General features: G+C 72.4%; 24 protein-coding genes and 1 tRNA gene. 13 read left to right on the forward strand and 12 right to left on the reverse strand.

What is annotated here, in order from left to right:
• Positions 1–4: 4 nt before the first annotated feature.
• The 3 genes from AB8735_RS19225 to pdhA are packed head-to-tail and all read right to left on the reverse strand — an operon-like array spanning position 5 to position 3,554.
• A complete protein-coding gene (locus AB8735_RS19225; protein WP_372408595.1) occupies positions 5–1,387 on the reverse strand; it encodes a dihydrolipoamide acetyltransferase family protein in 1,383 nt (460 codons plus the stop codon).
• Positions 1,387–2,421 carry an alpha-ketoacid dehydrogenase subunit beta gene (locus AB8735_RS19230; RefSeq protein ID WP_344028525.1) on the reverse strand — a complete coding sequence of 345 codons (1,035 nt, stop codon included), beginning with the start codon at positions 2,419–2,421 and terminating at the stop codon, positions 1,387–1,389. The genes AB8735_RS19225 and AB8735_RS19230 overlap by 1 nt, the downstream gene beginning before the upstream one ends.
• Entirely contained in the window at positions 2,418–3,554 is a 1,137-nt protein-coding gene (pdhA, locus tag AB8735_RS19235) for a pyruvate dehydrogenase (acetyl-transferring) E1 component subunit alpha (RefSeq protein ID WP_344029025.1), read from the reverse strand. The genes AB8735_RS19230 and pdhA overlap by 4 nt, the downstream gene beginning before the upstream one ends.
• A gap of 169 nt (positions 3,555–3,723) precedes the next feature.
• On the opposite strand from pdhA, the gene AB8735_RS19240 reads away from it, so the two are divergent.
• Positions 3,724–4,239, forward strand: coding sequence for an Lrp/AsnC family transcriptional regulator (locus tag AB8735_RS19240; RefSeq protein WP_344028528.1), 516 nt, complete (start codon positions 3,724–3,726; stop codon positions 4,237–4,239).
• Positions 4,240–4,706: 467 nt separating this feature from the next.
• On the opposite strand, the gene AB8735_RS19245 is transcribed toward AB8735_RS19240, so the two are convergent.
• Positions 4,707–5,297, reverse strand: coding sequence for a TetR/AcrR family transcriptional regulator (locus AB8735_RS19245; protein ID WP_344028531.1), 591 nt, complete (start codon positions 5,295–5,297; stop codon positions 4,707–4,709).
• Entirely contained in the window at positions 5,294–6,808 is a 1,515-nt protein-coding gene (locus tag AB8735_RS19250; RefSeq protein WP_372408596.1) for a 3-hydroxyacyl-CoA dehydrogenase, read from the reverse strand. Before AB8735_RS19250 ends, AB8735_RS19245 begins: the two co-directional genes overlap by 4 nt.
• Before the next feature lie 193 nt (positions 6,809–7,001).
• On the opposite strand from AB8735_RS19250, the gene paaN reads away from it, so the two are divergent.
• On the forward strand, positions 7,002–8,693 hold the full coding sequence (paaN, locus tag AB8735_RS19255) for a phenylacetic acid degradation protein PaaN (protein ID WP_372408597.1): 1,692 nt from the start codon (positions 7,002–7,004) through the stop codon (positions 8,691–8,693).
• Between the two features lie 128 nt (positions 8,694–8,821).
• Here the strand turns inward: paaN and AB8735_RS19260 are convergent, their stop codons facing one another.
• Genes AB8735_RS19260 through AB8735_RS19270 form a run of 3 tightly spaced genes read right to left on the reverse strand, consistent with a single transcriptional unit; the run spans position 8,822 to position 11,545 of the window.
• Positions 8,822–9,574 (reverse strand): TrmH family RNA methyltransferase, encoded by a 753-nt coding sequence (locus AB8735_RS19260; RefSeq protein WP_372408598.1) that lies wholly within the window; start codon positions 9,572–9,574, stop codon positions 8,822–8,824.
• A gap of 43 nt (positions 9,575–9,617) precedes the next feature.
• The gene (locus AB8735_RS19265; protein ID WP_344028542.1) at positions 9,618–10,871 is read right to left on the reverse strand and encodes an HTTM domain-containing protein; all 1,254 of its coding nucleotides are present in this window, start codon (positions 10,869–10,871) and stop codon (positions 9,618–9,620) included.
• Positions 10,868–11,545, reverse strand: a complete 678-nt coding sequence (locus AB8735_RS19270) for a DUF5819 family protein (protein WP_344029028.1) — start codon at positions 11,543–11,545, stop codon at positions 10,868–10,870. The genes AB8735_RS19265 and AB8735_RS19270 overlap by 4 nt, the downstream gene beginning before the upstream one ends.
• Positions 11,546–11,920: 375 nt before the next feature.
• On the opposite strand from AB8735_RS19270, the gene paaA reads away from it, so the two are divergent.
• From paaA to AB8735_RS19295, 5 genes are read left to right on the forward strand one after another with little or no spacing between them, the layout of a single operon-like run.
• Complete coding sequence (paaA, locus tag AB8735_RS19275; protein WP_344028545.1) at positions 11,921–12,922, forward strand: 1,2-phenylacetyl-CoA epoxidase subunit PaaA; 1,002 nt, start codon at positions 11,921–11,923, stop codon at positions 12,920–12,922.
• Entirely contained in the window at positions 12,919–13,206 is a 288-nt protein-coding gene (gene paaB, locus AB8735_RS19280; protein ID WP_344028548.1) for a 1,2-phenylacetyl-CoA epoxidase subunit PaaB, read from the forward strand. The genes paaA and paaB overlap by 4 nt, the downstream gene beginning before the upstream one ends.
• A 14-nt stretch (positions 13,207–13,220) precedes the next feature.
• The gene (paaC, locus tag AB8735_RS19285) at positions 13,221–13,940 is read left to right on the forward strand and encodes a 1,2-phenylacetyl-CoA epoxidase subunit PaaC (protein WP_372408599.1); all 720 of its coding nucleotides are present in this window, start codon (positions 13,221–13,223) and stop codon (positions 13,938–13,940) included.
• Positions 13,934–14,470, forward strand: a complete 537-nt coding sequence (paaD, locus tag AB8735_RS19290) for a 1,2-phenylacetyl-CoA epoxidase subunit PaaD (RefSeq protein ID WP_344028552.1) — start codon at positions 13,934–13,936, stop codon at positions 14,468–14,470. The genes paaC and paaD overlap by 7 nt, the downstream gene beginning before the upstream one ends.
• Positions 14,470–15,552, forward strand: a complete 1,083-nt coding sequence (locus AB8735_RS19295; protein WP_344028555.1) for a 2Fe-2S iron-sulfur cluster-binding protein — start codon at positions 14,470–14,472, stop codon at positions 15,550–15,552. Before paaD ends, AB8735_RS19295 begins: the two co-directional genes overlap by 1 nt.
• 50 nt (positions 15,553–15,602) lie before the next feature.
• Here AB8735_RS19295 and AB8735_RS19300 read toward each other — a convergent pair whose 3' ends face one another.
• Genes AB8735_RS19300 through AB8735_RS19310 form a run of 3 tightly spaced genes read right to left on the reverse strand, consistent with a single transcriptional unit; the run spans position 15,603 to position 17,834 of the window.
• Positions 15,603–15,950: a rhodanese-like domain-containing protein gene (locus AB8735_RS19300; RefSeq protein WP_344028559.1), complete on the reverse strand. Its 348-nt coding sequence runs from the start codon at positions 15,948–15,950 to the stop codon at positions 15,603–15,605.
• Positions 15,951–15,960: 10 nt separating this feature from the next.
• Positions 15,961–16,776, reverse strand: a complete 816-nt coding sequence (locus AB8735_RS19305) for a J domain-containing protein (RefSeq protein ID WP_344028564.1) — start codon at positions 16,774–16,776, stop codon at positions 15,961–15,963.
• Between the two features lie 32 nt (positions 16,777–16,808).
• Positions 16,809–17,834 carry a hypothetical protein gene (locus AB8735_RS19310; RefSeq protein ID WP_344028566.1) on the reverse strand — a complete coding sequence of 342 codons (1,026 nt, stop codon included), beginning with the start codon at positions 17,832–17,834 and terminating at the stop codon, positions 16,809–16,811.
• Between the two features lie 83 nt (positions 17,835–17,917).
• Here AB8735_RS19310 and AB8735_RS19315 point away from each other — a divergent pair, with 83 nt between their 5' ends.
• Positions 17,918–18,352, forward strand: coding sequence for a MarR family winged helix-turn-helix transcriptional regulator (locus tag AB8735_RS19315; RefSeq protein WP_372408600.1), 435 nt, complete (start codon positions 17,918–17,920; stop codon positions 18,350–18,352).
• A gap of 117 nt (positions 18,353–18,469) precedes the next feature.
• On the opposite strand, the gene AB8735_RS19320 is transcribed toward AB8735_RS19315, so the two are convergent.
• A tRNA-Leu gene (locus tag AB8735_RS19320) sits at positions 18,470–18,553 on the reverse strand.
• A 370-nt stretch (positions 18,554–18,923) separates the two neighbouring features.
• On the opposite strand from AB8735_RS19320, the gene AB8735_RS19325 reads away from it, so the two are divergent.
• The 5 genes from AB8735_RS19325 to AB8735_RS19345 all read left to right on the forward strand — a co-directional run bounded on the left by AB8735_RS19325 (position 18,924) and on the right by AB8735_RS19345 (position 24,844).
• Positions 18,924–19,784: a DUF3662 and FHA domain-containing protein gene (locus tag AB8735_RS19325; RefSeq protein WP_344028572.1), complete on the forward strand. Its 861-nt coding sequence runs from the start codon at positions 18,924–18,926 to the stop codon at positions 19,782–19,784.
• Positions 19,785–19,794: 10 nt separating this feature from the next.
• Positions 19,795–20,337, forward strand: coding sequence for an FHA domain-containing protein (locus AB8735_RS19330; protein WP_344028575.1), 543 nt, complete (start codon positions 19,795–19,797; stop codon positions 20,335–20,337).
• 75 nt (positions 20,338–20,412) lie between these two features.
• Positions 20,413–21,951: a Stp1/IreP family PP2C-type Ser/Thr phosphatase gene (locus AB8735_RS19335; protein ID WP_372411876.1), complete on the forward strand. Its 1,539-nt coding sequence runs from the start codon at positions 20,413–20,415 to the stop codon at positions 21,949–21,951.
• Positions 21,952–21,989: 38 nt separating this feature from the next.
• The gene (locus tag AB8735_RS19340; protein WP_344028577.1) at positions 21,990–23,390 is read left to right on the forward strand and encodes an FtsW/RodA/SpoVE family cell cycle protein; all 1,401 of its coding nucleotides are present in this window, start codon (positions 21,990–21,992) and stop codon (positions 23,388–23,390) included.
• The gene (locus tag AB8735_RS19345) at positions 23,387–24,844 is read left to right on the forward strand and encodes a peptidoglycan D,D-transpeptidase FtsI family protein (RefSeq protein WP_372408601.1); all 1,458 of its coding nucleotides are present in this window, start codon (positions 23,387–23,389) and stop codon (positions 24,842–24,844) included. The genes AB8735_RS19340 and AB8735_RS19345 overlap by 4 nt, the downstream gene beginning before the upstream one ends.
• Positions 24,845–24,850 lie beyond the last annotated feature (6 nt).

The raw sequence follows: 24,850 nt of genomic DNA on the forward strand, positions 1-24,850 counted from the left end.
TCGTTCACAGCGTTCGCAGGAGCACCGCGGGCCGCTCGACGCAGTCGGCGACGTAGCGCAGGAATCCGCCCGCCGTTCCCCCGTCGCACACCCGGTGGTCGAAGGCGAGGGACAGCTGCACGACGTGCCGCACCGCCAACTCGCCCTGATGCACCCATGGTTTGGGGGCGATCCGGCCGACGCCGAGCATCGCCGCCTCGGGGTGGTTGATGATCGGGACGGAGCCGTCCACGCCGAAGACGCCGTAGTTGTTGAGGGTGAAGGTGCCGCCGGTCAGCTCCGCCGGGGTGATCCGGCCCTCGCGGGCCGCCTCGGTGAGCCGCGCGATCTCCGCCGAGAGGTCGGCCGCGCCCCGGGTGTGCGCGTCGCGGACGACGGGCACCACGAGCCCGCGCGGGGTCTGCGCGGCAAAGCCGAGGTGGACGGCGGGCAGCAGCACGATCTCCCGGGCCTCGGTGTCCACCACGGAGTTGAGCTCGGGGAACTCCGCGAGCGCGGCGGTGCAGATCCGGGCGAGGAGGGCGAGCAGCGAGACCTTCGTCCGGCCGGGGCCCTCGTTCATCGCCCGGCGCGCGGCGAGCAGCTCCGTCGCGTCGGCGTCCACCCAGCAGCTGGCGTCCGGGATCTCGCGCCGGCTGCGGCCGAGCTTCTCGGCGACGGCGCCGCGCAGCCCGCGCAGGGGGATGCGCTCGCCCGCGGCCGGGGGGACGGCCATGGGTGCGGGTGCGGACTCGGCGGCGGCCGCGGCCCGTTCGACGTCGGCGCGCAGGATCAGCCCCTCGGGGCCGCTGCCGTGCACCCGGGTCAGGTCGACGCCGTGCTCGCGGGCGATCCGCCGCACGAGCGGGGAGATCACGGCCACGGTGGCGGGAGGGGAATTTTTGGCCGGATTCTTGACCGGTTCCCCGACGAGTCCTTCGGCGTGCTCCCGCGTCCGGGCCCTGACGGGCACCCGACCGCCGGAGACGGGCGTGTCCGACCAGAGGGCCCCGTCGTCGGGGCGCGGCACCGGCTGCGGCGGCTGCGGCCTCCGCCGCACACGGGCCCGGCGGGGGGCCGGGGCCTGGGTGCCGTAGCCGACGAGGACGTTGCCGGAGCCCTCCTCGGCGAGCGGCGCGGACGATGCGGACGGCCCCTCGTCCTCCCCCACCGCCACGGTCAACAGCGGGGCGCCCACCGGCAGTTCCGCGCCCTCCTCGCCGAAGCGCGCGGTGACCACGCCCCCGTAGGGGCAGGGCACCTCCACCATCGCCTTGGCGGTCTCGACCTCGACCACCGGCTGGTCCACGGCGACCACGTCGCCGACCTCGACCAGCCAGCGGACGACCTGTGCCTCGGTGAGCCCCTCGCCGAGGTCGGGCAGGGCGAACTCCTTGACAGCAGCCATCAGTTGCCGACCCCCTGCGTCCACTCGGACTCCCATTGAAGCCGGGCGACCGCGTCCAGCACCCGGTCGACGCCCGGCAGATGGTGCTTCTCCAGCATCGGCGGCGGATAGGGGACGTCGAAGCCCGTGACCCGCAGCACCGGGGCCTCCAGGTGGTGGAAGCAGCGCTCGGCGACCGTCGCGGCGAGCTCGCCGCCGGGCCCGCCGAAACCGGTGGCCTCGTGGACGACCACGGCCCGGCCGGTGCGCCGCACGGACGCGACGACGGTCTCCTCGTCGAACGGCACCAGCGAGCGCAGGTCGACGACCTCCAGGTCCCATCCCTCGGCGCGGGCGGCCTCGGCGGCCTCCAGGCAGACGGGCACGGAGGGGCCGTAGGTGATGAGGGTGGCGGAGGTGCCGCGGCGGCGGACGACGGCGGTGCCGATGCCCGGCACCTCCTCGGGCCGGTCGGGCTCCCAGTCGGCCTTGGCCCAGTACAGCCGCTTGGGCTCCAGGAAGACGACCGGGTCGTCGGAGGCGATGGCGGCGCGCAGCAGCCCGTAGGCGTCGGCGACGGTGGCCGGGGTGACCACGTGCAGGCCCGGGGTGGCCATGTAGAGCGCCTCGGAGGAGTCGCTGTGGTGCTCGACGCCGCCGATCCCGCCGCCGAAGGGGATGCGGATGGTGATCGGCATGGGGAGCCGGCCCCGGGTGCGGTTGCGCATCTTGGCCACATGGCTGAAGAGCTGCTCCAGCGCCGGGTAGCCGAAGGCGTCGAACTGCATCTCCACGACCGGCCGCAGCCCGTACATCGCCATGCCGACGGCCGTGCCGAGGATGCCCGCCTCGGCCAGCGGCGTGTCCGTGCAGCGGTCGTCGCCGAACTCCTGGGCCAGCCCGGCCGTGATCCGGAAGACGCCGCCCAGCGTGCCGACGTCCTCACCGAGGACGTGGACGGCGGGATCGTCGGCCATGGCGTCGCGCAGCGCCCGGTTGAGGGCCTGGCTCATAGTGGCGGGCTTGCGGCCCGTCACGGTGACCGCGGTGGTCATCGGTCCGTTCCTTCCTCGGCGGCCGCCAGCTCGTCCCTCAACTGCTCGGCCTGCCTCGCCAGTTGTCCGGTCCGCCGGGCGTAGACGTGGTCGAACAGCTCCATGGGGTCGAGCGCGGGGTCCTCGTTCATCCGCTCGCGCAGGTCGGCCGCCATCCGCTCGGCGGCCTCGCGCTCCGCGGCGGCGTCCTTCTCCTCCAGCAGCCCGCGCCGGGTGAGCTCCCGCTCCAGCAGCTCGACGGGGTCGTGGGCGCGCCAGGCGGTGACCTCGGCGTCGGTGCGGTAGCGGGTGGCGTCGTCGGCGTTGGTATGGGCCTCGACGCGGTAGGTCAGGGCCTCGACGAGGGTGGGACCGCCGCCGGACCGGGCGCGGCGCACGGCCTCGGCGAGGACCTCGTGGACGGCGGGGGCGTCGTTGCCGTCGACCAGGCGGGCGGGTATGCCGTAGCCGACGCCCTTGTGCGCGAGGGAGGGCGCGGCGGTCTGCTTGGCCAGGGGCACGGAGATAGCGAAGCCGTTGTTCTGCACGAGGAAGACGACCGGGGCCTTCCAGACGGCGGCGAAGTTGAGCGCCTCGTGGAAGTCGCCCTCGCTGGTGCCGCCGTCGCCGACCATGGCGAGCGCGACGACGTCGTCTCCCTTGAGGCGGGCGGCGTGCGCCAGGCCGACGGCGTGCGGGAGTTGGGTGGCCAGCGGGGTGCTGAGGGGGGCCACGCGGTGCTCGCGGGGGTCGTAGCCGGTGTGCCAGTCGCCGCGCAGCAGGGTCAGGGCCTGGACGGGGTCGAGGCCGCGGGCGATGGCCGCGAGGGTGTCGCGGTAGCTGGGGAAGAGCCAGTCGCGCTCCTCCAGGGCGAGGGCGGCGGCGACCTGGCAGGCCTCCTGGCCGGAGGACGAGGGGTAGACCGCCAGCCGGCCCTGCCGGGTCAGCGCGGTGGCCTGGGTGTTGTAGCGGCGGCCGCGCACCAGGTGCCCGTAGAGCAGCCGCAGGAGCCCGGGGTCGAGCGCGTCGGCGGCGGGCGTGCCCAGCAGCCGGTACGGCTCGTCGTCGGGCAGCAGCGGCACGGGGTCGGTGCGGGGCCGCCAGGCCCGGGACGGGGGCGGCCGGTGCGAACCGGGCTGCTCCAGGACCGTCATGACGAGCACCTCCTCGGGAACGAGCATGACCGGAAAGCACCCTGTGCTCTCCCTACCGATTGTTCGGTCGTCGGGGCATTTTGGCTACAGGCGGCCTCAGCCTGTGGACAAACGGTTTTCCACAGCCTGAGATATGAACAGCGCGTCCATGAAGGGGAGGCATGGCGGTATGCAGGACGAACAGATGGCCAGTTCAGCCAATTCGAGCCACAGAGCACCGGCACGGCAGCTCGACGAGATCGACCGCTCGATCCTGCACATGCTCCGGACCGACGGCCGGGCCTCGATACGGTCCGTGGCCGAGCGCGTCCACGTGTCCCGCGCCAACGCGTACGCGCGCGTCAACCGGCTCATCGACGACGGGGTGATACGCGGCTTCGGGGCCCGCATAGACCAGGAGCGGGCCGGGCAGGGCGCGTCGGCCTACATCACGCTGAAGATCGTGCAGAACTCCTGGCGGACGGTGCGCGACAAGCTGCGCACGCTGCCCGGTGCGGCCCATATCGCCCTGGTCAGCGGGGACTTCGACGTTCTGCTGCTGGTGCACACCAAGGACAACAGGGCGCTGCGGGAGCTGGTGCTGACCCGCATCCAGGCCATCGAGGAGGTGCTGAGCACCCGGACCCTGCTGGTCTTCGAGGAACAGGACCTCGACGACCGGGACCCCAAGGAGGGCCCGGCCTGAGGACCGGACGGACCGGACGGGGGCGGAGGGAAGTGGACGGGGGCGGACGAGGCCGCTCGCGCCCCGGCGGCCGTACGCCCCGGCGGCCTCGCGGCCCGTTCCGGCTTCCGCCCGGCCGGGACGGCCTCCGCGGTGCGGGCACCCCCGCAAGGCGGACGACCCTCGGGGCGAGGGACGGCCTTCGCAGCGCGGACCGGCCCTCACGGTGCGGGACGGCCCCCGGGAGCACGGAACGCCTCCCTGCGCGCCGGACCTCGCAACCGCGCGCCGCCATCCCCGGCGCCGACCGACCACCCCGTCGTGGGCCAACGCCACCGCGCGAGCCGGCCCCCACAGCACCGGCAGCCCAGCGGCCCGACCCGGCCCGGCAGCCCGGTCACCCAGCCGCACGGGGCGCAGGGCGCGGGACACGGAGGGGCGCAGGGCGCGGCCCCCGACCACCCCGCCCCCTCGATCGCCCGAGCGGCTCAGCGACCCCGCAAGCCCGCGAACGCCGTGAGGATCACCGCGTCCGCCACCTCCTGCGCGGTGGCCGCGCCCCGGCGCTGCGGCCGGTACCACTCCACCACCGAGTTGATCATGCCGAAGAGCAGCCGCGTGGCCAGCCGGACGTCCACGTCGGGGCGCAGGTCGCCGTCGGCCGCGGCCTCTTTGAGCAGGTCCGCGACGCGGTGGTCGAACTCGCGGCGGCGCTCCATCGCCCAGCGCTCGGTGTCCGTGTTGCCCCGCACGCGCAACAGCAGTGTCACATAGGGCAGTTCGGCGATGAGCACCTCGACGGTGCGCCGGGTGACGTGTTCGAGCCGGTCCACCGCACGGCCGCCGGTGGCACCCGGCTCGTCCAGCACGGCGAAGAGCCCGTCGAGGGCACGGCTTATGGCCAGCCGGAGGAGCTCCTCCTTGCCCTTGACGTGGTGGTAGATCGAGGACTTGGAGATCCCGGCCGCCTTGGAGAGGTGCTCCATGGACGTGCCGTCGTAGCCCCGCTCGTTGAACACCGCGACGGCGACCGCGAGCAGCGATTCTGGCGTGTAGGTGTCACGCTTGGCCATGGTCATGATTGAAGCAGGCTCTCCTTGACGGCCGCACGGCGGCGGAGCGGCTGGGACGGGGCATAGCGGCCGCCGGGGTACTCGAACTCCATGTTCTGCAGGAACCGGCGGACCCATTCGACGTCGAGCTCCCGGCCCCACTCCAGCGGCCCGCGCGGGTAGTTCACGCCGAGGCGCATGGCGGTGTCGATGTCCTCGCGCGAGGCCACGCCACGGCCGGCGGCGTCCTCGGCGAGGTCGACGAGGAGGGCGACGGTCCGCGCGACGATCATGCCGGGGACGTCGTCGACGACGCTGACGCGCTTGCCGAGGGCCTGGAACAGGCCGGTCGCGGCCCGTACGTCGGCCGGGGAGGCGGCCGGCGAGGCGGCGAGGGCGACGCGCTCGCAGCCGCGGTAGTCCAGGGCGAGGTCGAAGCAGATCCTCGGGTGCTCCGCCGCGCGGCCGTCGGTGAGCGTCAGCCGGGCGCCGCCCGGCAGCACGAGGTGTCCCCAGTCGCCGTGGCCGGGCCCGACCCGGGTGACGCCGATGCCCGCCGCCTCGATCAGCCCGGGCAGGACGGCCGCGGGCGGGGGCAGCTCGCCGTGCAGGACGACGGACCCGGGCGCCTTCTCCGGCGCGGCCGTGCGCGGCTCCGGGCGCTCCGCGCCCTCCGCGTGGTCGTACCAGCCGCGCCCGCTCTTGCGCCCCAGCAGCCCCGCCTCGACCAGCCGCCGCTGGGCGAGGGACGGCGTGAACTTCGGGCTGTGGAAGAACGCCTCGTACACCGAACGGGTGACCGCCTCGTTCACGTCCTGGCCGATGAGGTCGGTCAGCTCGAAGGGGCCCATCGCGAAGCCGCCGCTCCCGCGCAGCACGGCGTCGATCGTGGCCGCGTCGGCGGCGCGCTCCTCCAGGACGCGGAAGGCCTCGGCGTAGAAGGGCCGGGCCACCCGGTTGACGACGAACCCCGGGGTGTCGGCGCAGCGCACGGGCGTCTTGCCCCAGGCCGCGGCGGTCGCGTACGCGCGGTCGGCGGCCACCGGATCCGTGGCGTGGCCGCTGACGACCTCCACCAGCGGCAGCAGCGGGGCGGGGTTGAAGAAGTGCAGTCCCACGAGGCGGCCGGGGCGGCGCAGCGGGCCGGCGACGGCCGTCACCGGCAGGGACGAGGTGTTGGTCGCGAGCAGACAGGCGTCGTCGACGACCGCCTCCAGCTCGGTGAACAGCCGCTGCTTGACGTCGAGTCGCTCGACGACGGCCTCGATCACCAGCGCCGATCCGGCGAGGCCGGCGAGCTCCGCGACCGGGCGCAGCCGCTCCCGCGCCGCGTCCCGCTCCCCGGCGGCCAGCCGGCCCTTGGCGACCAGGCGGTCCAGCCGCGCGGCGACGGCCGAGGTGGCCTCCCCGGCCCGGCCCGGCACCGCGTCGTACAGCCGCACGGGGTGGCCCGCGACGAGGGCGACCTGGGCGATCCCCTGGCCCATCGTGCCCGCGCCGACGACGGACACGGTGCGCTCCGGCTCGATTGCGGTCATGTCTGTGATCCTCCCCGATGGGGTGCGGGCGGATTCTCCCGGGCCCCCTTGTCCCGACCGATCGTTCGGTTAATGTATCTGGCGGGTACGACAACGGCACCCCGCCGTGCGCGCCCGGCGCCATGCACCAGCCACATCAGCCGCATCAGCACCAGCCGCATCCGAGTTCCGCCCGACGAGGAGTTGGTCAGCCGTGACTGCCGCACTCACCACCGACCAGTTGACCGAGAGGCACGCCGCCACGCTCGATGCGGCCCTCGACGCCATCCGCACCCGCGCCTACTGGTCGCCGCACCCCGAACACCCCAAGGCGTACGGGGAGAACGGCTCGCTGGACGCGGCCGCGGGCCGGGCCGCCTTCGAGGCCCTGCGCGGGCGCCGGTTCGAGCTCGACCAGCCCGGCACGGACGGCTGGACGGGCTCCGAGGTCTCGCCCTACGGCCCCCGGCTGGGCATCGAGTACCCGCACGCGGACATCGCGGTGCTGCTCCCCGCGATGCGCACGGCGATGCGCCCCTGGCGCGAGGCGGGTCCGCGCACCCGGGCTCTGGTCTGTCTGGAGATCCTGAAGCGGATCAACTCCCGGACGCACGAGCTGGCGCACGCCGTCATGCACACCAGCGGCCAGGCGTTCATGATGGCGTTCCAGGCCGGCGGGCCGCACGCGCAGGACCGGGGGCTGGAGGCCGTCACCTATGCCTACGCCGCCCAGGCCGAGGCCGAGCGGACGGCGGAGTGGGTCAAGCCACAGGGCAAACGCGAACCGCTGAAGATGGCCAAGGAGTTCACCGCGGCGGCGCGCGGCATCGCCCTCGTCATCGGCTGCAACACCTTCCCCACCTGGAACGGCTACCCGGGTCTGTTCGCCTCGCTCGCCACCGGCAACCCCGTCCTGGTCAAGCCGCACCCGCGCGCCGTCCTGCCGCTCGCCCTGACCGTGCGCATCGCGCGCGAGGTGCTGGGCGAGGCCGGGTTCTCCCCCGACCTGGTGGCGCTCGCCGCCGAGCGGGACGGCGAGGGCATCGCCAGGACCCTCGCCGTGCACCCCGATGTCCGGATCATCGACTACACCGGATCCACCGCCTTCGGCGACTGGCTGGAGGCCAACGCCCGCCAGGCGCAGGTGTACACGGAGAAGGCCGGCGTCAACACGATCGTCGTCGACTCCACCGCCGACTACCGGGGCATGCTCTCCAACCTGGCCTTCTCGCTCTCCCTCTACAGCGGCCAGATGTGCACCACCCCGCAGAACCTGCTGATCCCGCGCGGCGGCATCGCGACGGACGCCGGCCACAAGACGTACGACGAGGTGGTGGCCGATCTCGCCACCGCCGTGGAGAAGTTGCTGGGCGACGACGACCGTGCCAACGCCCTCCTCGGCGCGATCGTCAACGACCAGGTCAAGGAGCGCATCGACGCGGCCGGCCGGATCGGCGAACTCGCCCTCGCCTCGCGGACGGTGGCCAACCCCGACTTCCCGGACGCGACCGTCCGCACCCCGGTCGTCGTCAAGCTCGACGGCGCCAAGCCGGACGCCGAGGCGGCGTACTTCTCCGAGTGCTTCGGCCCGGTCTCCTTCGCGGTGGCCGTGGACTCCACGGCGGACGCGGTGGACCTGCTGCGCCGGACGATCCGCGAGAAGGGCGCGATGACGGTCGGCGCGTACACGACCTCCGCAGAGGCGGAGCAACTCGTCGAACAGGCCTGCCTGGACGAGTCCGCCCAGCTCTCCCTCAACCTCACCGGCGGCGTGTACGTCAACCAGACGGCGGCGTTCTCCGACTACCACGGCACGGGCGGCAACCCGTCGGCGAACGCGGCGCTGTGCGACGGGGCGTTCGTGGCGGGGCGGTTCAGGGTGGTGGAGGTACGGCGGGAGGCGTGAGGGGACAACGCCCGGGCGGGCTGATTTTTCAGCCCGTCCGGGCGTTTGAGGACGAACGCGGCGCAGCCGCGTTGCCCCGCGCGGGAGCGCGAAGAAACGGTGAAAGGGCGGGACAGGGGCAAATCCCCCTACGCCGGCCCGCCCCAGTGGAACAACGCCATCCCCACACTCGTGGCGAGGTTGAAACTCGACACCCCCGCCCGCATCGGCAACGAGACCACCCGGTCCGCCCGCCCCCGCAACTCCTCCGACACCCCGTGCCGTTCGGACCCGAACACCAGCACCGCGTCATCGGGAAGGGCCACCGACCGGATGTCGTCCCCGTCCGCGTCCAGCGCGAACATCGGTCCCTCCGGCACCGCCTCCGAGAACACCCGTTCCACCGCCGTCGCGAAGTGCAGCCCCGCCCCTGCCCGTACGGCGTTCTGGTGCCATGGGTCGAGGTCCCCGGTGGTGACGACCCCGGTCACTCCGAACCCCGCGGCCAGCCGCACCACGGCCCCCACGTTCCCCAGGTTCCGCGGGTTGTCGAGGACGACGACCGGGGCACGCCGCGGCCGGGCCGCCAGAACGCCGAGGTTCGTGCGACGCGCGGGCCGCACCGCCAGGCCGGCGACCTCCGTCGTGTGCCCCCGGGGCACCAGCGAGCGCAGGACCGCCCGGTCCACCTCCACCATCAGCGCGGAGAGCGCCCCCGAGACGTCCGGAGCAAGCCGCCCGGCCAGTTCCAGCACCCCGTCCCGGTCGCTGGTGACGACGGGGCCCACCTCGGCCCCGAACCGCAGCGCGTGCTTGAGCGCATGGAATCCGTCGAGCAGCACGGCCGACGGGGCCAGCTCGCCCCACTGCCGCACGGCGATACCGGTCGCGTCCTCGGTCATGCCCCCACCCTAAGGCCCTGACCTGGGCAGAAGGCCCGGGCGCTCACTCCGCCCCCACCTGCTGACGCATCGGCTCCTCCTCGGCCGCGGCCGTACCGCCCCGCTGTACGGGAACGCGCACGGGCACCCGCGAGGCGACCCACCGCATCCGGCCCGCCACAAGATCTCCCGCTTTCCGCAGCCAGTTCGTCGGCAGGAACACCGCGTCCGCGAAGATCATCACCAGCGAGAAGAACGGCAGCCCCAGCAGCACCGCGATGCCCACGTGCTCGACCATCATCAGTAGCAGCAGGGCGTTCTTCACCCTGCGGTTGAGCAGGGTGAAGGGGAAAGCCGCCTGCACGGCCACCGTGCCGTAGCTGAGCAGCAGCACGACGACCCCGCTGGCCGCGAGCGCGTGCGAGAGCGCGGGCCAGGGCGAGAAGTAGTCGAGGTGCAGGGGGTAGTAGAGCGCGGTGCCGTCCTGCCAGAGCGAGCCCTGGATCTTGTACCAGCCGGCCGCCCCGTAGATCAGACAGACCTCGCCCATGATCACCAACAGCGCGGCATTGTGCAGGAGATGACCGAACGCGGCCATGACCGCCCGCACCTCGCCGCCCGCGAGACCGTCCCGGAGCCGCACCAGCCACCACACCCCGTGCAGCAGCCACACCGCCCACAGCGCAGTGCCCCAGCCGATGCCGGGAACGGGCCCGTGGTCCGTCCACGTCAGCGCGGGATCGGCGAGGACCGTCGCCGCGACGAGCCCGGCCCCGCAGACCGCCCAGAGCACGATCCCGGCCAGGTCCCGACGCGGATCGTCCGCACTCCGCCCCTCTCTGGCCAACCGCCGTGCGTCCAGCGACCACACCTGACCGCATCGCGTGAACACCGTGTAGATCGCCATGAGATGGAGGACGTTGTCCCCGCCGTCGCCCACGAAGACGCTGCGGTTCTGCAGCGACAGCACGCCGATCATGTAGAGCACGGACATCGTCCGGGTCCGCCAGCCGAGCATGAACAGCAGCGCGGAGGCCATGGCGAGGAGGTAGACGAGCTTGAACCACCAGTCCTCGCCGGACCACATGAGCACGGTGAACGCATGGTTGTCGGCGATCAGCCGGCGGGCCAGCTCCCAGCTCCACGGTGCGTCCGGCCCGTACAGCTCCTGGCTGTTGAACCACTCGCGCACCAGGAAGAACAGCCAGGTGAAGGAGAGGCCGATGCGGATCACGGCCGTCTGGTACGGGCCGAGGGAGGACCCGGTGACCCGGGCGAAGGCGTCGGCGCAGGTCCTGCGCCAGGTTGCGGCGCTCACCAGGACCTCACCACGCCCAGGTCGGACGCGGTGACCTGCCACCAGCCCAGCTCACGGTAGGCCGGCTTCGCGGCGGGCTGCCCCGCGGCCCACGGCGGCGGGGTGACGCTCGTGGTCACGGACCGCAGCTGGACGCGGTGCAGCCGGGTCCCGTCGCGGTCGAGGTCGAGCCGGGAGACCGCGAGCCGTCGCAGGTACTCCTCGGAGAGGTCGCCGCGCATGCCCGTGGCCTGCCCCCGGTCGTCATGGGTGTTGCCGTAGAAGTCCCAGGCGCGGCGCAGCGCGTTCTGCTGTGTGTGACTGGGGAGGGGGTTGTGGAGGATGGCGGCACCGTCCTGGGCGGAGAGGTCGGTCCAGGGGGTGATCCGGACCTTGCCGTCCGGGCCGGTCACCTGCGCGCGCACCTGGACGGCGATGTTCTGCTGCAGCGGGTTGGGGGCGAAGAACTTCCAGTTCTGCTCGAACTCGGGCAGAACGTAGTCACCTATGGTCGCAGCGTGCTGCTTGCTGACCGTGTTCAGCGGCGCCACATGCAAGAACATGATCACCAGATGTACCGTGGCGACCAGGGCGACGACCACGGCGCCCAGCGCGACGATCCGGCGCGCGGGCCGGGACAGCGCCACGGGCGCGGCCGCTCCCGCCCCCCGCTCGTGTCCGTCGTCCGTTTCCATCACGCCCCGATCCACCGTCGTCCTCCGCAGGCCCTGCCGCCGTGCGCCACCGCGGCCGTGCGCGACCGCATGCGAACGGTACCGAGGCGGCTCCGGCGGCGCAGCGGCCGGAAGACCCGAGCATGCCGTGGCGTGCGCTATAGCCGCCCTCGCCCGCCGCGGCTCCGCCGTCGCCCCCGCCTACACCTCGTCGTCGCCTCGTCGTCCACAGGCGGTTATCCACAGGCTTGACACCTCTCCGGGGCCGCCCCACCATTGAACCGAACGATCGGTCGGTCGGTGGCCGGAAGCCTCGCCCGGCAGCGGCCCCGCCCTTCCCGGTCTCGCGGCGGGACCGCGCCCGTTCGCACCGGACCTCACCGGAGGGGGCATCGCATGACGACGGCAGCACCGGAGACGGTGGAGACGACGGACCCGTCGGCCCTGGAAGCCGTGTTCGACGCGGCGGTCGCCGCCGACGAGCGCATCGAGCCGCGCGACTGGATGCCGGACGCCTACCGCGCCACCCTGGTCCGGCAGATGGCCCAGCACGCGCACTCCGAGATCATCGGCATGCAGCCCGAGGCCAACTGGATCACCAGGGCCCCCTCGCTGCGGCGCAAGGCCATCCTCATGGCCAAGGTGCAGGACGAGGCCGGCCACGGCCTCTACCTCTACAGCGCCGCCGAGACCCTCGGCACCGGCCGCGACGAGCTGCTCGACAAGCTCCACTCCGGCCGCCAGAAGTACTCCTCGATCTTCAACTACCCCACCCTGACCTGGGCGGACGTCGGCGCCATCGGCTGGCTCGTGGACGGCGCGGCGATCACCAACCAGGTCCCGCTGTGCCGCTGTTCCTACGGCCCGTACGCACGGGCCATGGTCCGCATCTGCAAGGAGGAGTCCTTCCACCAGCGCCAGGGCTACGAGCTGCTGCTCGCCCTCAGCCGGGGCACCGAGGCCCAGCACGCGATGGCGCAGGACGCCGTGGACCGCTGGTGGTGGCCGTCCCTGATGATGTTCGGCCCGCCGGACGACGAGTCCGCGCACTCCGCCCAGTCGATGGCCTGGAAGATCAAGCGGCACTCCAACGACGAGCTGCGCCAGCGCTTCGTCGACATCTGCGTCCCCCAGGCCGAGTCCCTCGGCCTGACCCTCCCGGACCCCGCCCTCCGGTGGAACGAGGAGCGCGGCCACCACGACTTCGGCCCCATCGACTGGGACGAGTTCCACCAGGTCCTCCGCGGCAACGGCCCGTGCAACGAACAGCGGCTCGACCGGCGCCGGAAGGCCCACGAGGACGGCGCCTGGGTCCGCGAGGCGGCCCTGGCGCACGCGGCGAAGCACAGCGCCCCCGAGCACACCGACCGCACCGAGCACCCGGAGGCAAGCGCATGACCGGCACCGACTGGCCCCTGTGGGAGGTGTTCGTGCGCAGCAGGCGCGGCCTCGCGCACACCCACGCCGGCAGCCTCCACGCCCCGGACGCCCAGCTGGCCCTGCGCAACGCGCGCGACCTCTACACCCGGCGCAACGAGGGCGTCTCGATCTGGGTCGTGCCCTCGGCGGCGATCACCGCCTCCTCGCCGGACGAGAAGGACCCGTTCTTCGAGCCCGCCGCGGACAAGGCGTACCGCCACCCCACCTTCTACGAGATCCCCGAAGGGGTGCGGCACCTGTGACCCCCGTACCGCCCGTGAGCCCCGTACCGACCGCGGCCGCCCTCGCACTCGGCGACGACGCCCTGGTCCTCTCCCACCGGCTGGGGGAGTGGGCCGGCCGGGCGCCCGTCCTGGAGGAGGAGGTCGCCCTCGCCAACATCGCGCTCGACCTGCTGGGCCAGGCCCGCACCCTGCTCTCCCTCGCGGGCGACGAGGACGAGCTGGCCTACCTCCGCGACGAACGCGCCTTCCGCAATGTGCAGTTGGTCGAGCAGCCCAACGGGGACTTCGCCACCACCATCGCCCGCCAGCTCTTCTTCTCCACCCACCAGCACCTGCTGTACGGCCAACTCGCGGTCGCCGACGGCCCGTTCTCCCCCCTGGCGGCCAAGGCCGTCAAGGAGACCGCCTACCACCGCGACCACGCCGAGCAGTGGACCCTGCGGCTCGGCGACGGCACCGCGGAGAGCCACGAACGGATGCAGCGGGCCGTAGACGGCCTCTGGCGCTACACCGGCGAGCTGTCCCGGCCGGTCGAGGGCCTCCCGGAGATCGACTGGCCTTCCCTCCGGGCCAGTTGGACCTCTCTGGTCACGGACGTGCTGGGACGGGCGACCCTGGAGACGCCCGCCGGACCGCAGTCGGTGGCCTGGGCGGCGGGCGGCGGCCGCCAGGGCGTCCACACCGAGCCCTTCGGCCGCATGCTCGCCGAGATGCAGCACCTGCACCGCAGCCACCCGGGGGCGACATGGTGACGGCCCCGACGCCCCTGGAGGAGCGGCTCCGCGCACTGGCCGGGGCCGTCCCGGACCCCGAACTGCCCATGATCACCCTGGCCGAGCTCGGAGTCCTGCGCGACCTGCGCGTCACCGGCCCCGGCCGGGTCGAGGTGGAGCTCACCCCCACCTACACCGGCTGCCCCGCCGTCGAGGCCATGTCCGCCGACATCGAGCGCGTCCTGCACGAGCACGGGCAGGCCGAGGTGTCCGTGCGCACCGTGCTCTCCCCCGCCTGGTCCACGGACGACATCACGGCCGAAGGACGCCGCAAACTGGCCGCGTCCGGCATCGCGCCGCCCCGCCCCGGGGCGGGGGGACCGGTCGCCGTGGAGCTGGGCCCCACCCGGCGCGCCACGCCCCCCGAGGCCCCGGCGGAGCCCGTCCGCTGCCCGCACTGCGGCTCCGCCGACACCACGCTGCTCAGCCGCTTCTCCTCCACCGCCTGCAAGGCCCTGCGCCGCTGCGAGGCATGCCGCGAACCCTTCGACCACTTCAAGGAGTTGTGATGGCAGCGGCCCGCCACGGCGTCTTCCACCCCCTGCGGATCGCGGCCGTCGACCCGCTCACCGACGACTCGGTCGCCCTCACCTTCGAGGTGCCCGAGCAGCTGCGCGAGGACTTCCGCCACGCGCCCGGCCAGCACCTGACCCTGCGCCGCCGGGCCGAGGGCACCGAGGTGCGGCGCACCTACTCCCTCTGCGGCCGCGCGCCCGCGCCCGGCGACGGGGGACCGCGGACGCTGCGCGTGGGCGTCCGGCTGGTGGACGGCGGCGCGTTCTCGACCTACGCGTTCAAGGAACTGGCCGTCGGCGACGTGCTGGACGTGATGACACCGGTCGGCCGCTTCGTCCTGGAGCCGCGGCCCGGGCACTTCGCGGCGATCGTGGGCGGCAGCGGGATCACCCCCGTCCTGTGCATCGCCGACACCCTGCTCGCCCGCGAGCCGGCGGCCCGGTTCACGCTGCTGCGCAGCGACCGCACGACCGCGTCCACGATGTTCCTGGAGGAGGTCGCCGACCTCAAGGACCGCTATCCGGACCGGCTCCAGGTCGTCCAGACCCTCTCCCGCGAGGAGCAGCAGGCGGGCCCGGCGTCCGGCCGCCTCGACGAGGAGCGGCTGACCGCCCTGCTCCCGGCGCTGCTCCCGGTGGCGGCGGTGGACGGCTGGTTCCTCTGCGGCCCGCACGGGCTGGTCATGGGTGCCGAACGGGCCCTGCGCGGCCTGGGTGTCGCGCGCCCGCGGATCCACGAGGAGATCTTCCATGTCGAGGACGCGGGGGCACCGCGCACCCCGCCCCCCGCGGCCCCCGCGCACAGCACGGTCTCCGCGACCCTCCACGGCCGGGGCGGCACCTGGCCCGTCCGGGACGGGGAGTCCCTGCTGGAGGCGGTCCTCCGCAACCGCCCCGATGCTCCGTACGCGTGCAAGGGCGGTGTCTGCGGGACGTGCCGGGCGTTCCTCGTCACGGGCGAGGTCCAAATGGACCGCAACTTCGCACTGGAGCAGGAGGAGTTGGAGTCCGGCTACGTCCTGGCGTGCCAGTCCCACCCGACGACGGAGCGAGTGGAACTGGACTTCGACCGCTGAGGAGTTGATCCACCGGACGGGCTGCTCCAGCCCGTCCGGAGCGCATCACCTCAGATCACGGCACCCGGCGCGCCACCCGCGCCGACCACCGCACGCCCCGCCGCGGCCCAGGCCTCCATCCCGCCCGCCACGTTCGCCGCGTCGAGGCCCTGCTGCAGCAGGTACGCGGTGACCTGCGCCGACCGTCCGCCGGACCGGCAGATCACATTCACCCGCCGCCCGTCGTCCAACGTGTCCGACATCTCTCCGTACCGCACGGCGAAGTCGCTCATCGGAACGTGCACCGCACCCTCCGCATGCCCCGCCTCCCACTCGTCGTTCTCGCGCACGTCGAGCAGGAGGTCGTCCGCCGAGAGATCGTCGACGCTGACCGTGGGCACACTGGATCCGAAAGTCATGCGTCCGACGCTACCCGAACTGCTGCCCGGCCAGCTCCGCCAGCCGGGCCTCGCGCTCGGTGATCTGCGTCAGCAGCCCGCCCGCGACCTCCTCCAGCAGCCCGTCCGGGTCGTCCGGCGCCATTTTGATCATCGAGCCGATCGCGGACGCCTCCAGCTCCGCGGCCGTGGCCGAGAGCATCTCCTTGCGCCGGGCCAGCCATTCCAGCCGCGCATAGAGTTCCTCGGCGCGGCTCGGCCGCCGCCGGTCGGGGACGGGCCCCGCGGCCCACTCCTCGGCCAGCTCCCCCAGGAGCGCCTCGTCCCCCGCCGCGTACGCCGCGTTGACGCGCACCATGAAGGACTCGCGCCGCCGCCGGTCGCCCTCGTCCGGCGCCAGGTCGGGATGGGCGCGGCGGACGAGCTCGCGGTACGCCTTGCGGGCCCCGTCGCCGGGCCGCACCCGCTGCGGCGGGCGGACCTGCTGCCCGGTGAGCATCGCCGACGCCTCGGGCGGGAGCCCCTCCGAGTCCAGCCAGCCCCCGAAGAGGTCCTGCACCCCGGGCATCGGCTGGACCAGCGCCCGCGCCTCCCGGGCCCGCCGCAGGTCCTCCGGGTCGCCGGAGCGCGCCGCGACGGCCTCGGCGATCAGCGCGTCCAGCTCCTCCAGCCGCGCGTAGAGGGGCCCGAGCCGGTGGTGGTGCAGGCGGGAGAAGTTCTCCACCTCCACCCGGAAGGTCTCCACGGCGATCTCGAACTCGATCAGCGCCTGCTCGGCCGTCCGTACGGCGTGCTCCAGCCGCTCGGTGCCGGGCTCCGACGGAACTTCGGTCTCCGGATTCGTCACCCGCCCAGCCTACGGCTCGGACGCCGGACGACTCAGACGCCGACGGCCTCCTCCATCTCCTCCTCGGCCTCGGCCGCCTTCGCGGCCACCGCGCGTCCCCGCCGCTCCACGGCCCACGCGGCACCCAGCACCACCAGGCCGACCGCGAGCCACGCCACCAGCGTCCCCACGTGCCCACCGAGCCCGTTGCCACCGAAGTACACATGGCTGCGCGTGCCCTCGACGAAGCCGGCGCCGTTCCAGAAACCGTGCAGCCACCTGAAGAAGCCGTTCTGGAGCTCGGGCCGGAAGACCCCGCCGGAGCTGGTGAAGTTCAGCATGACGAACAGCACCATGACGCCCAGCGTCGTCCACCGCTTGAGGAAGGTGTGCAGCCCGGTACCGACGAACAGCACGCCCGCCGAGTAGATCCACGCCAGGCCCCACGTCCCCCACAGCCCGTGCTCGACGAGGTGGAAGACGGGCCCGGCCAGCGCGGTCCCGATCAGGCTCACCACCAGCGAGACAGCGGCGGCCAGCGCCGCCCGCACCTTCAGCGGCAGCGCCCCGCCGGCCCCGCCGATCACGGCGACCGAGGCGTAGGAGCCGATGCTCAGCGCGACGAGCAGGAAGAAGATGCCCTGCCCGGTCGGGTCGTCCTCGGCGGGCGGGACGACGTCGGTCACCTTCAGCGGGGCGCCCTGGCGCGCGGCGACCGGGGTGAACACCTTCTGCACGGCCGAGGCCGTGGTGTCCGACCCGGCCGTGGCCACCAGCAGCTCGGGCGCGCGCCGGTCCGGCACATACGCCCCGAAGACGTCCTGGTGCTCCAGCGCCCGCACCGCCGCGTCCCGGTCCGCCACGGTGCGGACGGACAGCTTGTCGCCCGCCTTCTCACCGATCGCCGCCGCCAGGTGCTCGGCGCGCGGGCCGGAGCCGACGACCGCCACCGGCAGCTCGTGCGGTGCCGGCTGGGCGAAGGCGCCGAGGTAGGCGAGTCCCATGCCGACGCACATCAGCAACGGGGTGAGCAGGTGGGTCAGCACGTGCCGGAGCGCGCTGCGCGTCGCGGGCCTCATGGGCACCCCTCTCCAGGATGGTTGGCTTATACAACTCTCTATCAAGTTGTACTATACAACCAAAGCGACGGAAGGAAACCCTCGTGCCGCACCGAGCCGATTCCCTGGACACCATCCAGCGCGAACTGACCGCCTTCGCCCGCCGGGCCCGCGCCGCCGCCGCGCAGCTCCACCCCGAGCTCTCGCTCGTCTCGTACACCCTCCTCGCCCACCTCCAGGACCAGCAGGGATGCCGCGCCACCGACCTCGCGGCGCACTACCTGCTCGACAAGTCCACGGTCAGCCGGCAGGTCGCCGCCCTGGAGCGGCTCGGTTTCGTCGAGCGCCGCACCGACCCGCAGGACCAGCGGGTCCAGGTGCTGCACCTCACCGACCGCGGCACCGCGGTCCTCGACCAGGTCGCGGCCAGCCGCCGCACCGCCTTCGAGGAGCGCCTCGCCGACTGGGACGAGGACGACCTGGCCCGCTTCGCGTCCTACCTGCTGCGCTACAACGCCTCGGGATCCGCCCGGGATTGACCCGAACACGCAAAAAGCCCTCCACGGGGGAGGGCTGAGAGATACGGCACACCGCGCCGGCGGCCGGGCATGACGAAACGGGCCCCGTCGTTTTCACGACGGGGCCCGTTCTCACTGTGCGCGAGGGGGGAGTTGAACCCCCACGCCCTTGCGGGCACTGGAACCTGAATCCAGCGCGTCTGCCTATTCCGCCACCCGCGCATTGGGTGTGTCCTCCGGCTTCCGCTCCCCTACCGGACTTTCGTCCGTTTCGCGGTGCGTCCGCCTTCCGACATGCAGAACATTAGCACGCCCTGGAGGGTGCCTTCACACCCGTGATCCGCCGAGGGCCCCCGGGAGGCCCCCCGGGCGTCCGCGGGGACCCCGCCGGTTGCGCGACACTGGCTCTCCGGCGGCTCTACGATCCGGGTGAGGAGCGGTGAGGGAGCGCGGAGGCAGCGCGTAGGCGACACTCATCACTCCTGGCGCCGAAGGGGAACCAGCCGTTTTCCCGGCGCGTGGATACGATCAGTAAGCAGTATCAGGAACGGCACCGAGCATCACAGGCGTCACCGAGGGAAGGAGGTGCCCCGTGGGAGTACTGAAGCGTTTCGAGCAGCGACTCGAAGGTCTCGTGAACGGCACCTTTGCCAAGGTGTTCAAGTCCGAGGTGCAGCCCGTCGAGATCGCGGGCGCACTCCAGCGGGAGTGCGACAACAACGCCACCATCTGGAACCGTGACCGCACGGTCGTTCCCAACGACTTCATCGTGGAGCTGAGCGCCCCGGACTTCGAGCGGCTCAGCCCGTACTCCGGCCAGCTCGGCGACGAGCTGGCCGGCATGGTCCGCGACTACGCCAAGCAGCAGCGGTACACCTTCATGGGGACCATCAAGGTCCACCTGGAGAAGGCGGACGACCTCGACACCGGGCTGTACCGGGTGCGCAGCCGCACCCTGGCGTCCAGCGAGTCCCAGGAACCGCAGGGATACCAGGGGCACGCGCCCCAGCAGCCGACCTTCGGCGGTGCCCCCCGCGGCGCCTCCCCCGCCCCCCAGGGCGGCGGCTACCCGGAGCGGCCGGCCGGCGCCCCGCCCATGCCCTCGGCCCCGCCGCCCGGCGCGGCCCGTCCCCAGCCCCGCGCGGGCGGGCCGGGTGCCGGCGCGGGAGAGCGCATGCGCCGCTGGATCGAGATCAACGGCACCCGCCACCAGATCTCCCGGTCCACCCTGGTGCTGGGCCGCAGCACCGAGGCCGACGTACGGATCGACGACCCCGGCGTCTCCCGCCGGCACTGCGAGATCCGCGTCGGCACTCCCGCGACCGTCCAGGACCTGGGCTCCACCAACGGCATCGTCGTGGACGGGCAGCACACCACGCACGCTACGCTCCGCGACGGCTCACGCATCGTCGTGGGCAGCACCACCATCGTTTACCGGCAAGCCGAAGGGTGAAGCGGGGGCAATGTCAGAGCTGACCCTCACGGTCATGCGGTTGGGTTTCCTCGCCGTACTGTGGCTGTTCGTCATCGTGGCCGTCCAGGTCATCCGCAGCGACCTGTTCGGCACCCGGGTGACCGCGCGCGGCTCGCGCCGCGGCGGCGAAGGACGCCCGGCACAGCGGGCGGCCCAGCAGGCCGCACCGCCGCCGCAGCGCCAGCAGACCGGCGGCCGGCGCGGGGCCGGCCGCGGCGAGAGCCGCGGCCGCCGCGGGGCGCCCACCAAGCTGGTGATCTCGGAGGGCACGCTCACCGGCACCACCGTGGCCCTGCAGGGCCAGACCATCACCCTCGGCCGGGCCCACGACTCGACGATCGTGCTGGATGACGACTACGCCTCCAGCCGGCATGCCAGGATCTACCCGGACCGCGACGGCCGATGGATCGTCGAGGACCTCAGCTCGACCAACGGCACCTATCTCGACCGGACCCGGCTGACCACCCCGACCCCGATCCCGCTCGGCGCGCCGATCCGCATCGGCAAGACCGTCATCGAGCTGCGGAAGTAGTAGGACCATGACGACCGGAGGGTGGGCATCGAGGTGGGCAAGGGGCTGTACCCGGAGCCGACTGGCGAGGTGCGCATGAGTCTGTCGCTGCGTTTCGCCGCCGGATCCCACAAGGGCATGATCCGGGAAGGCAACGAGGACTCCGGTTACGCCGGCCCCCGGCTGCTCGCCATCGCCGACGGCATGGGCGGCCAGGCCGCGGGCGAGGTGGCCAGCTCCGAGGTGATCTCCACCCTGGTGAGCCTGGACGACGACGTCCCGGGGTCCGACATCCTCACCTCCCTCGGCACCGCCGTCCACCGCGCCAACGAACAGCTGCGCTCGATGGTCGAGGAGGACCCGCAGCTGGAGGGCATGGGCACCACGCTCACCGCCCTGCTGTGGACGGGCCAGCGGCTCGGCCTGGTGCACGTCGGCGACTCCCGCGCGTATCTGCTGCGCGACGGCGTCCTCACCCAGATCACCCAGGACCACACCTGGGTCCAGCGGCTCGTCGACGAGGGCCGGATCACCGAGGAGGAGGCCACCACGCACCCGCAGCGCTCGCTGCTGATGCGCGCGCTGGGCAGCGGGGACCACGTCGAGCCCGATCTGTCGATCCGCGAGGTGCGGGCCGGCGACCGCTATCTGATCTGCTCCGACGGCCTCTCCGGCGTCGTCAGCCACGAGACCATCGAGGAGCGGCTGGCCAGCTACCAGGGCCCGCAGGAGACGGTCCAGGAGCTGATCGAGCTCGCCCTGCGCGGCGGCGGTCCGGACAACGTCACCGTGATCGTCGCGGATGTGCTGGACGTGGACGGCGGGGACACCCTCGCGGCCCAGCAGTTCACCGACACCCCCGTGGTCGTCGGCGCGGTCGCCGAGAACCAGTTCCCCCTGGGCCACCTGGGCGCCATGCAGACCCCGGCCGGACGCGCGTCCGAGCTGGGCCGCACCCCGCCCCCGCCAGGTCCGTCCGGCGGCTTCGGCCCGCCCGGCAGCGGCCCGGCCGTGGGCGACGCCCCGGACGGCGCGTTCGGCGCGTTCCACGACGAGTACGACGACGACGGCGTCGAGCAGGCCCGCCCGCCCCGCCGCGGCGGCTGGATCAAGCGGTCGCTGATCATCGCCGTGGTGCTCGGCGTCGTCGGCGGCGGCCTCTACGGCGGCTACCAGTGGACGCAGACGCAGTACTACGTCGGCGCCAAGGACAACACCCACGTCGCCCTCTACCAGGGCATCAACCAGGACCTCGCCTGGATCAGCCTCAGCAGGCTGTACCAGGACCACCCCGAGATCGAACTCAAGTACCTCCCCGTGGACCAGCGGGGCCGGGTCGAGGACACGATCGCGGTCGGCAGCCGGGACCAGGCCGTGCAGAAGGTCAAGGACCTGGGCACGCTGGCCAGCGCCTGCAAGAAGAAGGACGAACAGCAGAAGGCCGAACGGCGTCAGCGCGAGAGCCAGAAGCCGGACACACAGCAGCCGGACGGCCGGAAGCCCGAGAACGGCAAGCCCACCGGGGCCGCGAACGGCGGGACCTCGGTCGCCCTCCAGTCCGTGCCGACCCCCGGTCCCACCCTCAGCGAGGAAGAGCAGAAAGTGGCTCAGCAGTGCAACGGCTCCCAGCAATAAGGCTGTAGGGGACCCGCGACATGTCAGCCATCTCACCCATGCCGAACACCACCGCCACCACCACCGTCAGTACGGCGGGCCAGCCGAGCCGGCGCAACACCGAGTTGCTGCTGCTCGCCTTCGCCGTCATCCTCCCCTGCTTCGCGTACGCCAACGTGGGCCTGGCCCTGGACGGCACGATGCCCTCCGGCATGCTCGGCTACGGGCTCGGGCTCGGCCTGCTGGCCGGCGTCGGGCATCTGGTGATGCGGAAGTACGCCAAGTACGCCGACCCGCTGCTGCTGCCGCTGGCCACGGTCCTCAACGGACTGGGCCTGGTGATCATCTGGCGGCTGGACCAGTCGCCACGGCTCCAGTCGTCCAAGACCTTCGCCCCCGCGGCCACCAACCAGCTGCTGTTCTCGGCGCTGGGCATCGCCCTGTTCGTGGGCGTGGTGATCTTCCTCAAGGACCACCGCATCCTCCAGCGCTACACCTACATCTCGATGGCCGTGGCGCTGGCCCTGCTGATCTCGCCGATGTTCTTCCCGGCCGTCTACGGCGCCCGGATCTGGGTGACCATCCCGGGCCTGGGCACGCTCCAGCCCGGTGAGTTCGCCAAGATCGTGCTGGCGGTGTTCTTCGCCGGTTACCTCATGGTCAAGCGGGACGCGCTGGCCCTGGCCAGCCGCCGCTTCATGGGGATGTACCTGCCGCGCGGCCGTGACCTGGGCCCGATCCTGGCCGTCTGGGCGTTCAGCATCCTGATCCTGGTCTTCGAGACCGACCTCGGCACCTCGCTGCTGTTCTTCGGCATGTTCGTCGTGATGCTCTACGTCGCGACCGAGCGCACCAGCTGGATCGTCTTCGGTCTGCTGATGTCGGCGGCCGGCGCGGTGGGCGTGGCCTCCTTCGAGAGCCACGTCCAGGCCCGGGTGGACGCCTGGCTCGACCCGTTCGCCGGCTGGGGCAAGTCCCAGGCCAGCGAGCAGATCGCCAAGGCGCTGATGACCTTCGGTTCGGGCGGCGTCGCGGGCTCCGGCTGGGGCCAGGGCAACTCCGACCTCATCGGCTTCGCCGCCAACTCCGACTTCATCCTCGCCACCGTCGGCGAGGAGCTGGGCCTGGCCGGCGTCATGGCCATCCTGCTCATCTACGGGCTGATCGTGGAGCGCGGCGTCCGCACCGCGCTGGCCGCCCGCGACCCGTTCGGCAAGCTGCTCGCCATCGGCCTGTCCGGCGCCTTCGCCATCCAGGTCTTCGTGGTGGCCGGCGGCGTCATGGGCCTCATCCCGCTGACCGGCATGACCATGCCGTTCATGGCACAGGGCGGTTCCTCCGTGATCGCCAACTGGGCACTGGTGGCGATCCTGCTGAAGATCAGCGACGCGGCCCGCCGTCCCGCACCCGCCCCCGTCTCCAACCCCGACGCCGAGATGACCCAGGTGGTCCGCCCGTGAACAAGCCCGTGCGCCGGATCGCGATCTTCTGCGGACTGCTCATCCTCGCGCTGATGGCCCGCGACAACTGGCTGCAGTTCGTCCAGGCCGACGAGCTCAAGAACAACAAGCACAACACCCGGGTCCAGATCGCCCGTTACAGCCAGCCGCGCGGCAACATCATCGTCGACGGCAAGGCGATCACGGACTCCAAAGAAGTCAACGGCATCAACTACAAGTACAAGCGCTCCTACATCAACGGCCCGATGTGGGCGCCGGTGACCGGGTGGAGTTCCCAGGCCTTCGACGGCGGGCTGCTGGAGAAGGTCGAGGACAAGATCCTCACGGGCGACGACGACCGGCTGTTCTTCAACCGGACGATCGACATGATCACCGGCAAGGGCAAGAAGGGCGGTGACGTGATCACCACCCTCAACGCCAAGGCGCAGGAAGCCGCCTTCAAGGGCCTGGGCGACAAGAAGGGCGCCGTCGCCGCCCTGGACCCGCGCACCGGCAAGATCCTCGCGCTGGCCTCCACCCCCTCGTACGACCCGTCGACCATCGCGGGCGCCAACGACGGCGACGCGTGGAAGAAGCTCAACGACGACAAGAACAAGCCGATGCTCAACCGGGCGCTGCGCGAGACGTACCCGCCCGGCTCGACCTTCAAGGTCGTCACCGCCGCGGCGGCGCTGGAGAGCGGCCTCTACAAGGACGTCGACGAGAAGACCAACTCGCCCAAGAACTGGACCCTTCCGGACACCCAGGGCGTCCGGCTGCCCAACGAGACGACGATGCCCTGCGACAACGTCTCGATGCGGGCGGCCCTCCAGTGGTCGTGCAACAGCGTCTTCGGCAAGATCAGCGCCGATGTCGGCAACCAGAAGATGATCGACACGGCCAACAAGTTCGGCTTCAACAAGGACGACCTGACCACCCCGGTCGGCGTCACCAAGAGCGTCTACCCCAAGGACAACCGCCCGCAGAACGCCATGGCCGGCATCGGCCAGGCGTCCAACCGCGCCACCCCGCTCCAGATGGCCATGGTCGCCGCCGCCGTCGCCAACAACGGCAAGCTCATGGAGCCGTACATGGTGGACAAGCTGCGCGCCCCCAACCTCAACGTCATCGAGACGCACCAGCCCAAGGAGCTGAGCCGCCCGCTCACCCCCGAGCACGCGCAGTCGCTGCAGAGCGCCATGGAGACGGTCGTCGAGGAGGGCACCGGAACCGCCGCCAAGATCAACGACGTCAAGGTGGGAGGAAAGACCGGTACCGCGCAGCACGGCGTGGACAACAGCGGGAACCCGTACGCCTGGTTCATCTCCTACGCGAAGACGGGCGACGGCTCGCCGGTGGCCGTGGCCGTGGTCATCGAGGGCTCCGACACCATGCGTGACGACATCGCCGGCGGCAAGCTCGCCGCACCGATCGCCAAGAACGTCATGGAGGCGGTGCTCAAGACGCAGAAGTGATCCGAC

It is taken from the genome of Streptomyces luteireticuli, from assembly GCF_041519305.1.
GTDB lineage: Bacteria > Actinomycetota > Actinomycetes > Streptomycetales > Streptomycetaceae > Streptomyces > Streptomyces luteireticuli.